This is a genomic window from Pseudomonas sp. LD120 (assembly GCF_009861525.1).
Classification (GTDB): Bacteria; Pseudomonadota; Gammaproteobacteria; order Pseudomonadales; family Pseudomonadaceae; genus Aquipseudomonas.
This window is the reverse complement of record NZ_WVHL01000005.1, coordinates 2,568,223-2,584,140: the sequence shown is the minus strand read 5'-3', so window position 1 is coordinate 2,584,140 and position 15,918 is coordinate 2,568,223. Positions and strand designations below refer to the sequence as shown.

Below are 15,918 nucleotides of genomic sequence, written 5' to 3'. Positions count from 1 at the left end.
TCGGGACAAAGCCGCAGACCAGTCAGTTGCACGCGTGCCCATCGCTGTAACGCTGTCCTGTGTCCTGTGTCCTGTCACACCCTCACGTTCATGAATGAAATGCTCAACGCACACCGATGGTTGCCACCCGTTGGCCAGGTCATTGCCAGCATCGGCAGCCGCGATCACGGGCTCGCATGGGGGCCACACGCTGTAAATCTGTGTGAAAAATAATCCAGGAATGCGTAAGGGAAGGAACAGGATTGGCGGGGGAGCGTGGCGGATGCCTGGAGGGGATAAGGGCCAACCCGGCCAGCCGAGGGCAGTCGGCAGTGCAGCGAAGGCCGGGGGCCGGGGGCCGCGATGTTGCAGCCCACCCTGACCAGGCACCGCTAAGTTGCGGTTCACTGTGATACCTGGCCGGGCGAACGGGGCCATTCTAGGCATCCGTCCGACCAGCGTATGTAAGAAAATTCTTATTCATTAACAGCCTGAATCCTCTACCCCTCCAAGACGAAACAGGCCATTTCCAAGAACGCCGCGGTCAACGGGTGCCCGGCACCAGGTCGAGAATCTCGTCGATGCCCAGGCAGCGGGGTTCCACCTCCAGGGTCCGGCCGTGTTCAAGGATGCCCACCGCCACATCGCGCATGGCCATGTAGGCACTGCGCAACATGTGGTTGGCGTAGATCACCGCGTTGAAGCCGGCCCCTTCCAGCTCGTCGAAACTTAAGTGGGCATAGCTGGTCGGCACGCAGATCAGCGGCACCTGTAGGCAATGGCGGCGGAACAGCCGGGCGAATTCGAGGATCTCCAGGCCGTCCTTTTTGCGGCTGTGAATCATGATTCCGTCGGCGCCGGCGGCGACATAGGCCAGGCAGCGCTCGATGGCGTCGTCCATGCCCTTGTCGAGGATCAGGCTTTCACAGCGGGCGATGATCAGCAGGTCCTCGTGGCGGCGACTGCTGCAGCCGACGCGGATCTTGTCACAGAACGCCTCGATGGAGTCCTGAAGCTGGTTCACCGCGTTGCCGAACAGCGAGTTCTTCTTCAGCCCGCACTTGTCCTCGATGACCACTGCCGACACCCCGGCCCGATCGAGCATCTTCACGTGGATCGCGAAATGCTCGGCCTTGCCGCCGGTGTCGCCGTCGAAAATCATCGGCAGTGAACAGACATCGAAGATCTCGCGAATACCGTGCAAGCGGTTGCTCGGCGAGAGGATCTCGATGTCCGGCAGGCCCTTGTGGGTCGAATCAGTCAGCGAGCTGGACCAGATGGCGTCGTAGCTCAGGCTGGGCCCGGCCCCGCGCTCCAGCCTGGACTGTTGGGCCAGCAGCGCCGAGATCGGGCTGTGGGCTTCAAGCACCCGCAGACAGCGCTTGCAGCGCAGCAACTGGCGGAGGTTGGTTCGGCGAATATCAGCGTCCTGCATGGGATTCACACGCCTCTTGTGGTTGGGAAACTCCGGGGTCGCGGCGGCCGAGCCGCCTCAGGGGTGGGTCATGTCGAGGGGCACCACGTAGCGGTCGAAATCCGCGGCCGAGACGTAGCCCAGCTGTTGCGCCACGTCCCGCAGGGACTTGCCCTGGTGATGGGCGGTCTTGGCGATGATGGCCGCCTTGTCGTAGCCGATGTGCCGGTTGAGGGCGGTCACCAGCATCAGGTTCTTCTTGATGTTGGCCTCGATCCGCGTAGGGTTCGGCTCGATGCCCTGGGCGCAGTGGTCGTTGAAGGCCCGGCAGGACTCGGCCAGCAAGGTGATGCTCTCCAGTACGTTGTGCACCATCACCGGCTTGTAGACGTTGAGCTGGAAGTTGCCCTGGCTGCCGGCGAAGGCCACACAGGCGTCGTTGCCGAAGACCTGGGTGCAGACCATGGTCAGCGCCTCGCACTGGGTCGGGTTGACCTTGCCCGGCATGATCGAGGAACCCGGCTCGTTCTCGGGAATGTCGATCTCGCCGATGCCGCAGCGCGGGCCGCTGGCCAGCCAGCGCACATCGTTGGCGATCTTCATCAGGGCCATGGCCAGGGTGCGGATCGCCGCCGAGGTGTTGACCAGCGCGTCGTGGGCCGAGAGCGCGAAGAACTTGTTACTGCACGACCTGAACGGGTAGCCGGTGAGCTCGGCGATGACCCGTGCGCACTCGTCGCCGAACTGCGGATGGGCGTTGAGCCCGGTGCCCACCGCGGTGCCGCCGATGGCCAGGTCGTAGAGACCGCCGAGGTTGAGTTGGATGACGCCCAGGGCGTAGTCGATCTGCTCGACCCAGCCGCCGATCTCCTGGCCGAGGGTGATCGGGGTGGCGTCCTGCAGGTGGGTGCGGCCGACCTTGACCACGTCGCGAAACTGCTCGGCCTTGTCGGCCAGGGTGTCGCGCAGGACCGACACGCCCGGCAGCAGGGTGTCGTGGATCTCGCTGACCACCACCATGTACATGGCCGTGGGAAAGGTGTCGTTGGACGACTGGCCACGGTTGACGTGATCGTTGGGGTGGATAGGTTTCTTGCTGCCCAGCTCGCCGCCGAGCATCTCGATCGCCCGGTTGGCGATCACTTCGTTGGCGTTCATGTTGGACTGGGTGCCGGAGCCGGTCTGGAACACCACCAGCGGAAAGTGTTGGTCCAGTTGCCCGCTGATGACTTCGTCCGCAGCCATGACGATCGGCTGGACGATGGCTTCCGGCAGTTCGCCGAGCTTGAGGTTGGCCAGGGCCGCGGCCTTTTTCAGGATGCCCAGGGAGCGGATCATCGGCGCGCTCCACTGGAAGCGCGAACGGCCGATGGGGAAGTTGTGGATGGAACGCTCGGTCTGAGCGCCCCAGTAGCGGTTGGACGGTACGGCGATGGGTCCCATCGAGTCGGATTCAAGACGCATGTTCAAGGTGCTCCAGTGGTTGGCGCAAAGCGCAATCAGGTCGAGGTTGCCGGGCAGGCGCCCTGCCCAGCGTGGTGCACGGGCGCCCTACTCCTTGAGTACGGAAGCCATTTTTTCCAGGTGCGCACAGGCCCGCACCACGTACTCGTCGGACAACGCGGCGATACGCCGGTAGTCGATCTGCTGGCCGGTGGCCTGGGTATAGAGCCGCAGGGCCTCGGTGGCGTGGCGGAAATGCCGGGCCTCGACGGCGCCGCAGTGAACGCTGAGGAAGCCGGCGATGCGGTTGGCCTCCCCCGCCGGATACCCGCAGGACTCGCGCAGCCAGTGCTTCCACAGCGGGGTCATCAGGTTGTATTCACCGGTGTTGAACAGCTCGGTCAGGGCCATCATTTCCAAGGCTTCCACCAGGTTCGGCGCCAGGGGGCGCTTCTGACCGACCCAGGTGGAGAACTCCTGGGTGATGGGGTTCAGGTACTTGTCCTGCAGGCGCCAGTTGTCCGAGCCGCAGATGGCCGAGGCCATGCGGTGATAGAGCTTGGAATGGTGGGGATGACCGTGCATTTCACCGAGGCCGACGTCTTCGACGATGATCTCGCCGCAATGCCGGGCGGCCGCCAGCAGCTTGAGCTTGTTGTCGGCGCCGGGCAGGTCCGCGGACTCCTGCAGCAGCCGCACGATGATGCTCGACACCGCATGGGCGGCGCCGTCGGGGCTGCGCCAGCCGCAGAAGAAGGAGCACAGCGAATCCACGGACCAGCGGCGGGAGGTCATGCGCTGGTAGGTCAGGCAATAACCGTCCAACAGGCCGGGGTTGTTTTCAAAGCCGGTGAGCAGGGCTTCCAGCAGATTCCGATCCTCGACATCCACCAGTGCCTGATGCACATAGCCGATGAACGCCTCGCGGGAACTCTCCATGTTTCTCTCCTGTATTGACTCTTGGGTGCACGGACAACAAGCCAGGCGTCACCGCCCAGGGCCTCTGGACGGGCTCGGGAACCGGGATAACGCGGTGGCGGATGCGGGTGACGGCAGCGCTAATCCATGACGATCGCCGACATGAACTGGGCGAAGCGGCTCAGGCCTTCGATCAGTTCCTGGTATTCGACGGCGTAGGAAATGCGGATGCAGTGAGGGTCGCCACAAGCAGAACCGGGGACCACGGCAATGTGCGCCTCGGTCAGCAGCAGGTCGGCGAGGTGCTCGACGTCGCGGATCGGCTGGCCGCGGTAGTAGCCGCCCAGGCGCGAAGCGATGTCGATGTACAGGTAGAACGCTCCCTCCGGCGGCGCATAGCGGATGCCTTGCAGACGATCCAGGTAGGTGCGCGCGGCGTGCAGTTGCCGCTGCAGGAACGGATTGACCTCGGCGGCGAACTGCGTCGAGTCGGCATTCAAGGTATTGAGCGCGGCGTATTGCGACAGGCTGCTGGGGTTGGAGGTGGTATGGCCCTGGAGGTTGTGCATGGCCGCGATCACCGGCGCCGGGGCACAGGCGTAGCCGACCCGCCAGCCGGTCACCGCCTGGCTCTTGGAGAAGGAATCGATCAGCACGGTCTGGGCCTTCAGTGCCGGGAACAGCGCCAGGATGTTGTGGTGCTCGTGAGGTTCGCGCACCAGGCCGCGATAGCACTCGTCGAACATCACCCACAGCCCGCGCTCGAAGGCCAGCTTCGCGATCGCCAGCAGTTGCTTGCGTTGATAAACGGTGCCGGTGGGGTTGTTCGGGGTGTTGATGACGATCATCCGCGTGCGTTCGCTCAGCGCCCCCTGTACCGCTTCCAGGGTCAGCCGGTAGTCCTCGTCGCGGGTCTGCACCAGTACCGGGGTGGCGCCCGCCAGACGGATCTGGGTGGGAAAGGTTTCCCAGTACGGGCTGGGCACTATCACCTCGTCACCGGGGTTGAGCAGCACCATGCAGGCGTTGTACAGGGCCTGCTTGGCCCCGGCGGTCACCGCCACTTCATTGGCCGCGAAGGTCACGCCGGTGCGCTGGCTGACCCGCTGGGCGAGCTTGTCCCGCAGGGCCGGCAGGCCGATGGGCGGGGTGTAGCGATTGCGCGCATTTTCAATGGCTTCGATGGCCCCGGTGCGCATGTCCTGACAGGCATCGAAGGACAGTTCACCGGCGGCGAAGTTGATCACCTTGACCCCACTTTCCTTCAGGGCGTTGGCTTTGCTGCGCATGCTGGAGGTGCCCGGCGCGCTGAGGCCCAGGGCACGGTTGGACAAAGAGAATCGGCTTACAGTGGCTTCGCTGTTATTCATGTTGTTACCTGCGAAAACGATCTGGAAGCAGGCGCCCCGGCGTCGGGGAAACACCCTGCGCAGCCAACCTGGCCAAGGCCCCCGGCCAGGTCTTCTTACATTTTGGTGACAGTCACAAACACCGGCCAATACCGTTTGTGTCGTGATTGATACTGGAAAAGTAAGAACTATCTGAAGGTGCTGCGCGCCACCGTGCCCCGCGCGCAGAATGCATCAGGCCCGGGCAGAACAGCCCCGGGCCTGATTGGTTTCTGGCTCGACAGAGGTCTTCAGGCGGAGCCGGAGGCTGACCTGGCGTCGGCGTCCATGCCCCGTTGCACGTACCAGGACAGGGGCAGCGTCAGCAACAGCGTGGCGGACAGGGCCATCACCGCCTGGGGAATCCCGGTGACGTCACCCATGCTGCCGAACAGCACCGGAGCCAGGGCCCCGCCGCCGATGGTGCCGGTGTAGAACAGCGAGAACGCCTGCTCGCGCTTGCCGGCACCGGCCAGGTCCGGCACCGCGCCATACAGCACCGAGGATGTGCCGTTCAGGGCCAGCCCCAGCAGCGGCAACATCAGCATCAGCCCGCCATAGGGCAGGAACACCGCCAGCACGATCAAGCTGGCGGTGGTGAACTCGGTGATCCACACGGTTTTCATCATGCCGATGCGCGCGCCGAGGTAACCGCACAGCAACTTGCCGAAAGCGCCGCCGACGAACAGCAGAGTCAGGGCCAGGCCGATTCCGGCGGTGCCGGCGCCTTTGGCCTTGAGCAGGAACGGCAGGAAGGTCAAAAAGCCCATGCGCACCGCGCTGTCCAGGGTGCCAGTGAGGATCAGCGCGCGCATCCCGCTAGCCGAACCCTGGCCCTTGACCGTCTTCGGTGCTTTCTCGCTGATGGCCGTGGTGATGGCCCGGGAGGGCATCAGCCACCACAGCAGCAGCGCGGCGGCCAGCCCCAGAAGGCCGATCAAGGTGACGCTGGCGCGCCAGCTGATCAGGGTCAGTAACAGGCCCACCAGACCCGGGACCAGGGTCTTGCCGATATCCCCGGCGAAGTTGTACTGCGACAGGGCCTCCTTGACCCCGCCACCGGCTTCATGGGTATCGGTGATCAGGGAAGAGGCCAGCGGGTGCTGGGTACTGGCCCCCAGGCCACCGAGCAGCAGGGCCAGGAGCAGCACGCCCAGGCCCCCGGCCTGCCCCGCCAACAAGTAGGCCAGCCCGGCCAGGGCAGTGCCGCCCACCAGCAGGCGCTCGCACCCCCAGCGCCGGGCGGCGCGACTGGCCAGCAACTGAAAGCCGGCCATCATTCCGGAATAGACCCCGCGCAGCAGGCCGATCTGGGCATAGCTCATGGCGAACTGCGCCTGCCAGATTGGCAGCAGCACGTAGATCACGTCGGTCAGGCCGTCATGCACCGCATGGGCGCTGCAACCGGCGAACAGGGAGCGACGACGCACGCTGGCATCCGTCATCGGCGCGGCCTCCAGGGAGGCGCTGTGTTTCAGATCAGTCATCGTCGGCCAGGCTGCGAGGTAAGAAAGGAAGTGGATCAGTCACAGGCTCGGCAAGCCGGAGCCGGCCACCAGCCCCGCTTGCGGGGCCGGGCCAGCGAGCATCAGCGCAGTGCTTGGGCGCAGTCGCGCATCACCCGCGCCTTGCGTTGCAGGTATTCGGCAAAGATATCCCGCGCGGCCTGCGGGTCGACCTGCACCTGCATGGCCTCGACGAACTCGTTGACCGCCGCCACGGCATGGGCGAAGTGGTTGCTCTCGGTGCCGCCGGTGTGCACCGTGACCCAGGCCACGGTGGTCCGGGCCTTATCCGCCGGCACGCCCATGTCGCGGACGAACCACTGCTTGTACAGCGGGTGGATGTACTCCACCTCACCGTGGGTGTAGACCTCGTGGACCAGGGTGGTCAGCAAGCCTTGCAGCAGGTCACGGTCGCGCAGGCGGCGAAAGTCGGTCCAGTCCTTGAACGCCTGTGCCGAAGGCAGGCAGTTTTCCTTGAGCAGCCACTGATCGTCACCACAGATGGGCGTGGCCATGTTGTAGAACAGGTCCGAATGCAGGGTGTTGCCCAGCGCCCCCAGGTCCTCGTCGGTGATCCGCTGCAGGCTGCCGCAGGCCCGGTACAGACCCTCTGCGGCTTCCGAGCCCTGCTCGGAACGGGCCAGCAAGGTAATGCGGTTGGCCAGGCCGGAGACGCTGGTGGCGGAGTTGTTGGTCTTCGACCAGCTGGCGAAGAACTTGCGCAACACCGCTGGCGCGTGGCGGCGCGAGGTGAGCTTCTCGAAAGCACTCTCGATGTCCACCAGAGCGTTTTCCTCGCTCCAGAAGGCTTCGAACAGCGCATGCTTCAAGACACTGGCCGGCATGTCGTTCAGCACAGGTTCGACGATCTTCAGCAACTGGCTCTGCCGGGTCAGTACGTTATTCATGGTCACCTCACGTATTCCTTGTTGGATGATGAATCAAGCGGGTTCAGCGGCCGAATGGCAGCCGGCGTTTCGGGTTTGAGGGGCTTCCAGCCGCCCCAGGCGATCAACAGCGACAGCAACTGGAAGACCACGATCAACGCCACGCAGCCCCGCCAGCCCCAGTGACTCCAGAGCAAGGCCGGGATCACGGCGCCGAAACTGCCTCCCAGGTAATAGAACGTCAGGTACAGCCCCACCGCGCCGGCCTTGTTGTGGCCGGCGGTGGCGGTAGTAAAGGAGTTGGCCGCGGCCTGGGCCAGGAACACCCCGGTGGAGCTCAGGGCCAGGCCCAGCACGATCAGCCAAAGCGAGGGCAGCAGGGTCAGGGCCGAGCCGCAGACCCCGAGCAGGGCCGCGGCAACCAGAAGTTCGGCCTGGGGCCGGGACTTGCTCAGGCGGCCGGCAATCGGGATCACCACCAGCGCCAGGAGGAATACGCTGTAGATCGCCCCCAGGGCAGCGGCGCCCAGGTCGAACGGTGGCAAGCTGAGGTAAAGCCCGGCATAGGTAAAGGTGGCCACTTGCGAGAACAGTACGCAAAAGCCCACGCCGTAAGCCGCCAGCAACGGCCGGCTGCACAGTTCGCGCAGGGCGCCCAGGCGGCTTGGCCGGCTTCTGGCAACCGGCGCCGGATTGGCCGGCAGCAGGTAGTGAATGGCCACGCCGATCAGCAGGCTCAGCCCCGCCAACAGGGCGAAGGCCTCGCGCCAGCCGACATATTCGGTCATCAAGCCGGTGACGAAACGGCCGGCGAACCCGCCCAGCACGGTGCCAGCCACATACAGGCTGGTGACCTCGGTAACGGTGCCGCCACTCCAGCGAGTGCCGATGTAGGCCACGCTGGTGGCGAACACCACCGGGATCAGCATGCCTTCGATGAAGCGCCAGACCAGCAACTGGGCAAAACTGCCGGCACAGGCCGCGAGCAACGCCGGCAGCGCTAGCAACAGGGAGGCCAGGACAATCACCGAGTGCTGCTGGAACCGGCCGGTGAAACGACTGACGAAAGGCGCGGTGATGGCCACCGCCAAGGTGGTCACGGTAATACTCCAGCCGGCCTCCCTGATGCTCACCGCAAAGCTCTGGGAGAACTCCTGGAGAATGCCCTGGGTTGCATACAGGTTGAGAAACGCCGCACAGCCACACAAAAACAGGGCAATGCGCGCACAATGCTGGCGCGAGTTCATGAAACCTCTCGTTTTCTGACGAAAGGCCTTTATAAAATACGCCGCCGATCCAAGACCAATACCGATTTTCGACCGATCAATACCCAGGGAACCGGATGCTCGATCTACGCAGATTGCGTTACTTTTTGACCGTCGCCGAAGAGCTGCACTTTGGCCGCGCCGCCCTGCGCCTGCACCTTGCGCAACCACCGCTGACGCGGCAGATTTCGGCACTGGAAGCCGAGCTCGGGTTTCGCCTGTTCGATCGCACCAGCCGCACCGTCAGCCTCACCGCTCAGGGCCGGCACTTTCTGCCTTATGTCCGCGCGGTGCTGGAACAGGTGGACCTGACCCAGGTCATGGCCGGCAAGCTGGCCAAGGGGTGCGCTGGGCAACTGGCCCTGGGCTACGCCAGCTCCATCGCCCTGTCGGACCTGTTCAGCCAGGCGATCCAAGCCTTCGCCCAGCGTTTCCCGGACGTGCAACTGACCCTAGTCGAAGGCGCATCGCTCAGCCAGTGGTCGCAGATTGTCGACGGCCGGATCGATATCGGCATGGGCCGGATGCGGCCGCCCTGCGAACAGAGCGAAATCCAGGCCCTGTCCCTGGGAGACGAACCCCTGATGGCGGCAATCTCCAGCGACAGCCCCCTGGCTGCCCAGGACCAGGTGAGCCTGGCCGAGCTCAGCGAGCATCCGTTGATTCTGTTTCCCGCCGACTACGGCTCGGGGCTCAACGAAGCGATCGAACAACTCTACCGGCGCAATGGCCTGCCTCTGCGCCCCGGCCCCAGCGGTCGGCAGATCACCTCGATCATCGCCCTGGTAGCGGCCGGCCAGGGCATTGCCCTGGTGCCGCGCTGCACCCAGACCCTGGCGAAAAAGGGCGTGACCTACCGCCCACTGACGGACCCCGGCGCCACCGCGCAACTGCTGGTACTGACCCGCAGACAGGGGCGCAGCCAACTGGTGGAAGCCTTTATGGGGGTGCTCGACGAACTGCAGCAGGCGCAGCCGGAGACGGCCGGACGCTAGTCCGGCCGGGTCAGCCGGGCAGCGAGGCTGACCCGTCGAGTGTGCGAGCCAGGTCCAGGCGCAAGGCCAAGCTTTCACCGACATCGATCATCGCGCGGTGACTGTGCTGAACCGAACCTTCCTGGGTCCAGAGAAACGGGTAGAAGGAAAAACACTGATCAGCACTCAGTGCCTGTACATCAAGGTGCCAGTCATCCCAACGGAGGTCCTGGTAGAAAACTGCCAACTGGTCGCTCAGGGCCCAGGCGAGAAAGTCGCTGTAGCCCACCTCCAACGCCTCCCACTGCAGCGTATCGGGCGCCCAGTAGTACATCGCCCCCACATCAGAGCCCAGACCGCCACCGTTGATGGCAAAGAACCCTCCCGCGGCGTCGTCAGCCACCAGCAAGGCCCCCTCTACGCGACCGTCATTCCAATCGACAAGATTGCGCGACAAGTGCCGATGCCCCGAACCCAGCACCCGCAGCCAGCCGTGATCGACGAGCAGCCCGCCGGTTTCGTAGGCCATCGCCCCCAAGGTGGATCGAGTGGTGACTTGCAGAGCAGAAAGCACCCTGGCGTTTTCGCTGGATGGGGGCAGTAGCTGATAGTCCCGACTGGTTTCTTCCAGCAGGGTCTTGATCAACGACAACGCAGAATCGCCGCTCTCGGTCAGGTCTTCCAAGCTTCTCATCGGCCGCTCCCGGGTAAAAGGAGCGGATTATATCCACCTGGGCGCGACTGCGGAGCGGGTCATTTCGGTGGGGACGCGCCCCATGACGAGCGCCTTGTGTCGATCTGCCAGTTCTCTTGCACCAGCAGCCATGCGAGGCACTTTTGATCACGGCCCTGAAGTACCGGAAACGACTTCAAGCACTTTTCCAGCAGCCTCTGCAGGTGTTACGCCAACAGCCTCTGCTCGCCCCTTGCTCTGGCCACCAGCCCGGCGGCGGTGCAACAGCGCACGGCACTCGGTGTGAAAGATTTTGCGCACTTCAGCAAACGACCACCAGCACCCTGTACTAGGATACGAGGCGCTCCTTCTGACGGCGCATAAACAGGAAGTCAATCAACCACTCAGCCGATTCGTTGTTATAAGACAGCCCTTTTGCACCTTCACATTCATGGATGAAATGATGAACTCACAAGTACTGTTTCCACACATTGGCAAGGTCATTGCCAGCACCGGCAGCCGGCGATTTCCGCGCATGCTGCACGACCTGATACTCACCCAACTGGCGGTGGACGCCACCCATATCACCCAACTGCGGCTGGACCCGGAGCACGCGGCCGAGCACTGCGCCGACGGCCGGATGCTGGCCCACGACCCGCTGCACGCTGATGCCGTGGGCGCTGACGAGTGGCTGCTGCGCGCCGGTTTTCCCGACGCGCATACCAAGCCCCGACCCCGAGGCCCTGGCGCAACCGCCGCCCCCATGCAGTTGCACCTGACCGGGCGCAAGGACGCCTACCACTACGTGCTGTCGGTGTACCGCAGCAATGAGGAGCAGAGCTTTTCCCCGCAGGAACGCCTGCTGCTGGAGGATATCTCGCCGCTGCTGCTGCCGATGGTGGAAAAGCACATCTGCGCCCTGCAACCCCAAGGCGGCGCTGACGACGGCGCCAGCGAAGGCCTGGAGACCTTGCGCCAGCGCTTTGCCCACCGCTTGGATCAAGCCGGGTTGCGCCTGTCCAACCGCGAGCAGGAGGTGTGCGTCGGGCTACTGGCCGGGCGCACCGCGCCGCAGTTGGCCGAGCAGTTGGCGCTCAAGGTCAACACGGTCGAAAGCTACCTCAAGCGCGCCGCCATCAAGCTGGGGATCAGCGGCCGGCACTCGCTGCTGCGCTGGATGTATTGCCCGCAAGACCTCCCGACCACCAGCGCAGGCCTGATGCAGTAAGGCCCTCGGCGCTCTCGGCATCCCCCCGGTGCCCTGCGCGCGCTGACGCCGGTGCCCGGTCAAGCACCGGCGCCTGACCGGGGCGCCGTTCACGTGCGCCCCGGGCTGGGCATCCCGCATGCAACACCGCGCGAGCCACGGCGTTGGCTTGCCCGACGCCGCCGTCCACGGCAGCAGAAATAAGCGACCTAGGCTCTATACGAAAAATTTTGAGACGAAGGTCAGGCAAGGCGAAAACGGTCGAGGAACGGCCGGGGTCGCGTTCGACTTTACGGGTTGTAAATAAGCATTCCGATCGGACTCGCGCACGAGACCGTTTTCAACGCAGCATCACCGAGTATCAAGGCTTTTCGTACAAAGCCTAGGGGCCTTCTCCGGTGAGGGACCCAGGCACGGCTATTCGCGGATTTGAGTCTTGGCTCGGGGCCTGTATGCCACCCGAAACCCAGACAGCCCGAACCCTACCGCGCCTGCCGGCAGGCGCGGGCGCAGCGGTGGGATCCCCCGGCGCAAAGGCTTAACTAGCTGTAGGAAATTGACCATCCATTAACGAGGCTACTGGCCTCGCAAGCCTCTTTTAAGCGGGCCCGCTGTCGCGCGACGGCCAGGGCTGCCGGCCAGCATAACCAACTGCCCGGGCCTCGACGGGACGGTTTCGGGCACCTAGCGCGCACGCGCGGGGAGGATGGCGAAGCCGCTGTGTCCCGGATTCCCCCTACAGACGCAAAGCAAACGCTTAGGCTTAAATCAGATTTTTCCGACCCGATAAGGTTTATGAAGCCGCGGTTGCAGTGCGCCGTGGCAACAGCGCTTCGATCAGCGATTTATCTCGATCAGGATGATAAGGATATGGGTCTGACCAGCAGTATCGCCAACATGCAATCACCCCATTTCTACTGCGAACTGGGGCAGTTGATCTCCAGTACCGACCACCCGCAGTTCGCCGAAAACATGCTGCAATTGGTGGGCAAGCTGGTCTCGGTGCAGCAGTTGCAGCTCAGTGAATGGACCCTCGACGAGCGCCAGTCCAACCCCCTGGAAATCACCTTGCTGGGGCGTGCCGGAGCACAGGAGGACCTGCCCTTGCCCGAGCCCCCCCGACGCCATGATCCGCTGCTGCACAAGATGCTGGAAATGGACGATTCACTATTGATTCAGATGAATGCCCAGAACCGCGACGGGCGTTCGCGCCATACCCCGCACCAATGCCACCTGGTCTCGCGCAAGGCCAATCGCCGCTGCGTGATTGCCCTGTACCGCGCTCCTGCCCAGGGAGGCTATTCCCTGAGCGAACTGGCGTTTCTGAAGAATCTGTCGACCACCCTGCTGCCACTGCTGGAGCGCCACGCTCAAGTGCATCGGCAACAGGCACTGAAAAACCGGCGCGACTGGAGCGCCCCGCCCATCGATCCCTTCGCCCCCTCATCGCTGCAGCGGGAGTTCGACGAACGTCTGTCCTTGGGCGACATCAACCTCTCGGCGCGGGAAAAAGAAGTCTGCCTGGGGCTGTTGACCGGTGGCACCGTGCCCCAAATGGCCTTGCGTTTGAACGTCAAGAACAGCTCCATCGAAACCTACCTCAAGCGCGCGACCGCGAAACTGGGGGTCAGCGGCCGTCATGGACTGGCCAAGTGGATGGTCGGCGCCTGAGTCCAGCCCTGTTGGCGTTCCCAAGATGTGCAGGTCGCGAGGACCAAGCCTGGGTCATTTCTCACCGTACCCAGCGGCCCTGGCGCTGCGCGGGAGTTGGCAGCAGGCATCGCCGCTGACGCTGTCGCGGCAGCGCTGGATCCTCCGGGGGCAGGACGGCACGAGAGCGGACAAGCGGCGCAATGTCGTCCAAAGAAGGCGGGGCTTGAGGGAGCCAGCCCGGTCAACCAATGGCAGTAGGCGAAGTACAGACCGGGCAGGCGGCTACAGCGTTGTTGCAGTCCGCCCACGCCCTTTAGGGCCATTTCGCAGGTTGCTGATGGTGCCTGGCTGGGCGAACGGCGCGATTCTAGACAGCGGCATGGGCTGTGTCTTTAAGAAAGCTCTGATTTGAAGTCATCCTCAATCTTCTCCTTGACCTGAACAAACGCAGGCATCGCGAAGAATCGGCATTACACCTCATTTCCCACCAGACGCATCAGGATTCAGCGCGGTAGCACTGCGCCATGAACTCCACAAAGGCGCGCACCTTGGCCGGCAGGTGCCGGGCATGCGGGTACAACGCGTAGTAATGGCGCAGGCCCAACGTGAACTCTGGCAGGATGCGCACCAGACGGCCGGCCCGCAGATCCGCTTGCACAGTGGCCAGGGTAAAGGCCGCGATCCCGACGCCGGCCAGCGCCGCAGCGTACAAGGCAGTAATGCTGTCCGAACGCATGCCAGGACCCGGCACGAACACCACAGCTTCACCCTGCTCCGGCTGCAACCGCCAGGAGTTTGTCGAAGCGCTATAGCTCAACCACTGATGGCTGGCCAGATCCTGCGCACTGCGGGGCAAGCCCATACGCTGAACATAAGCACTGGATGCCACCATCACCATCGGCGACACATGCAGCCGACGCGCCACCAGGCTGCTGTCCGCAAGTGGTCCGCAAATGCGTAACGCCACGTCAAAACGCTCGGCGATCAGATCAACGAAAGGGTCCGAGCACGAGAGGTCTATCTGCACATCGGGATAACGCTGCTGGAACGCCGGCAGCCAATTGGCCAGCTCCAGAGTGCCAATGACCAACGGGGCGCTGATACGCAACACCCCCGAAGGACGGTCTTGCTCATGGCTTACCGCCAAGGCGGCACTGTCGATACGTTCGAGAATGTCCACGCACGCTGCATAATAGTGCTCACCCGCTTCGGTCAGGCTCAAGCGGCGGGTATTGCGATGAATCAAGCGCACGCCCAGCGCCGTCTCCAAGTGCTGCAACTGACGTGATACCGACGAGTGCACCGTGCCCAGCCGCTCTGCCGCCGCGGAAAAACCCTGGGACTCAACGATGCAACAGAAGGTACGCATGGCGTGTAACTGATTCATTTTCGGATCAACGCACTGGCAGGTTGATGATGTGTTCAGTGCTCATGACATCGCCAAAGGTGTCTTCGACTTCTGCCAGGGCAGCGTTATGCAGGGAATCCTTATCGACGCTCTGGCCGTTAAAGCGGGTAATCGCGCGCGTCGCCGTTGCATCGGAGGCCACCAGCACGTTGTACCCCAGCGGGGCCGCATCACGAGCAGCACCGGCCACGCAAGCATGGGTCATCAGGCCACTGATGATCAGGGTGTCGATTCCGGCCTTTTTCAACTGCGCGTTCAGGTCAGTACTGCCGAACACACTGACTGTGGTCTTCTGCAACACCACATCCTTGGCCCGCGGTTGCATATCTTTATGGAACTTCACCGTCTCGCCGTCGATGGCAAACACCGCCGAGCCCGCGGGCGCGACGTGCTGCACATGATAGACAGGCATTTGGTGACTGTCGGCAAACTTGATCAGTTCGCGGGTTTTCGCCAGCGCGGCGGCACCATCCGGGATCGGCATACGGCCGCTGAAGTACTCATTCTGGAAGTCGATGACCAACAAAGCGGTCTTGTTCACCGGCAATTGCTTGATCGGTGTTACGCCGGACAGGGCGCGAATGGTGGGCTGGTCGTTAGCCATGGCCACACCGCTGGCAACAATGCCGGAAAACGCACAAGCGGCCAAGAATCGACGCGTGAAATGCTGCATGGGGTAGGTCCTCTTCAGTTGAATGTCAATCACTGAAGCGATGGTAGGCAGGCCATGCAAGCGTGAACACAGGGCCGTCGACACAGGATCTGTGCCGTTTGGGCACAGCTCCTTGAGGTCGCTCGCGCGCAACGCCTCAGCGCAGCGTCCTTTGCCTGCCAGACACGGGGGCGTCGCCAACCAGCCACGATGCCGATGCCGATGCCGATGCCGATGCCGATGCCGATGCCGATGCCGATGCTAATTCATCGAGCCTTTGCTACAGCACTCGGTTGGCTAATCGGCGATTGAATAGCAGGGCACTGAGCACTTCGACAGAGCTTTCACATTAAATCGGCGACCACGCTTGCGGGTATTTTTCAGGCGCTCCCCTGTTGATAGAGCCCCCGCAGAACCCATCAAAGATGAACATTGGACTAAAGTACTGGCCGGCATTGTTCGCGCTGAAAAGTACCGTTAGTTGCTGATCTTAAATATCCACAGACGTCAGACAGGCTTGGAGCTGTATCCTTTCAGTAAGGTATTCATCAA

At 63.3% G+C, this 15,918-nt stretch carries 13 protein-coding genes; 3 read left to right on the top strand and 10 right to left on the bottom strand.

The features are described from left to right. Window positions 1–523: 523 nt before the first annotated feature. From aepX to PLD_RS26250, 7 genes are all read right to left on the bottom strand, one after another. Window positions 524–1,414, bottom strand: a complete 891-nt coding sequence (gene aepX, locus PLD_RS26280; protein ID WP_159897588.1) for a phosphoenolpyruvate mutase — start codon at window positions 1,412–1,414, stop codon at window positions 524–526. 57 nt (window positions 1,415–1,471) lie between these two features. Next, complete coding sequence (gene fumC / locus PLD_RS26275) at window positions 1,472–2,857, bottom strand: class II fumarate hydratase (protein WP_159897587.1); 1,386 nt, start codon at window positions 2,855–2,857, stop codon at window positions 1,472–1,474. Window positions 2,858–2,944: 87 nt separating this feature from the next. After that, window positions 2,945–3,775: a hypothetical protein gene (locus PLD_RS26270; protein ID WP_159897586.1), complete on the bottom strand. Its 831-nt coding sequence runs from the start codon at window positions 3,773–3,775 to the stop codon at window positions 2,945–2,947. A 119-nt stretch (window positions 3,776–3,894) separates the two neighbouring features. Next, window positions 3,895–5,124, bottom strand: a complete 1,230-nt coding sequence (locus PLD_RS26265; RefSeq protein ID WP_159897585.1) for a pyridoxal phosphate-dependent aminotransferase — start codon at window positions 5,122–5,124, stop codon at window positions 3,895–3,897. A gap of 269 nt (window positions 5,125–5,393) precedes the next feature. After that, window positions 5,394–6,629 carry an MFS transporter gene (locus PLD_RS26260; RefSeq protein ID WP_159897584.1) on the bottom strand — a complete coding sequence of 412 codons (1,236 nt, stop codon included), beginning with the start codon at window positions 6,627–6,629 and terminating at the stop codon, window positions 5,394–5,396. A 101-nt stretch (window positions 6,630–6,730) separates the two neighbouring features. Beyond that, window positions 6,731–7,555: a hypothetical protein gene (locus PLD_RS26255; RefSeq protein ID WP_159897583.1), complete on the bottom strand. Its 825-nt coding sequence runs from the start codon at window positions 7,553–7,555 to the stop codon at window positions 6,731–6,733. 2 nt (window positions 7,556–7,557) lie between these two features. Continuing rightward, window positions 7,558–8,781 carry an MFS transporter gene (locus PLD_RS26250; protein ID WP_159897582.1) on the bottom strand — a complete coding sequence of 408 codons (1,224 nt, stop codon included), beginning with the start codon at window positions 8,779–8,781 and terminating at the stop codon, window positions 7,558–7,560. A 95-nt stretch (window positions 8,782–8,876) separates the two neighbouring features. On the opposite strand from PLD_RS26250, the gene PLD_RS26245 reads away from it, so the two are divergent. Further along, complete coding sequence (locus tag PLD_RS26245; protein ID WP_159897581.1) at window positions 8,877–9,794, top strand: LysR family transcriptional regulator; 918 nt, start codon at window positions 8,877–8,879, stop codon at window positions 9,792–9,794. 10 nt (window positions 9,795–9,804) lie between these two features. Here PLD_RS26245 and PLD_RS26240 read toward each other — a convergent pair whose 3' ends face one another. After that, window positions 9,805–10,467, bottom strand: a complete 663-nt coding sequence (locus tag PLD_RS26240; protein ID WP_159897580.1) for a DUF2625 domain-containing protein — start codon at window positions 10,465–10,467, stop codon at window positions 9,805–9,807. A gap of 442 nt (window positions 10,468–10,909) precedes the next feature. On the opposite strand from PLD_RS26240, the gene PLD_RS26235 reads away from it, so the two are divergent. Together PLD_RS26235 and PLD_RS26230 are read left to right on the top strand one after the other, a co-directional pair. After that, window positions 10,910–11,674 carry a helix-turn-helix transcriptional regulator gene (locus PLD_RS26235; protein WP_159897579.1) on the top strand — a complete coding sequence of 255 codons (765 nt, stop codon included), beginning with the start codon at window positions 10,910–10,912 and terminating at the stop codon, window positions 11,672–11,674. A gap of 849 nt (window positions 11,675–12,523) precedes the next feature. Beyond that, window positions 12,524–13,324, top strand: a complete 801-nt coding sequence (locus tag PLD_RS26230; protein ID WP_159897578.1) for a helix-turn-helix transcriptional regulator — start codon at window positions 12,524–12,526, stop codon at window positions 13,322–13,324. Window positions 13,325–13,802: 478 nt separating this feature from the next. On the opposite strand, the gene PLD_RS26225 is transcribed toward PLD_RS26230, so the two are convergent. Continuing rightward, window positions 13,803–14,693, bottom strand: a complete 891-nt coding sequence (locus PLD_RS26225) for a LysR family transcriptional regulator (RefSeq protein WP_159897577.1) — start codon at window positions 14,691–14,693, stop codon at window positions 13,803–13,805. A gap of 7 nt (window positions 14,694–14,700) precedes the next feature. Next, on the bottom strand, window positions 14,701–15,387 hold the full coding sequence (locus tag PLD_RS26220) for a cysteine hydrolase family protein (protein WP_159897576.1): 687 nt from the start codon (window positions 15,385–15,387) through the stop codon (window positions 14,701–14,703). Window positions 15,388–15,918: the final 531 nt, after the last annotated feature.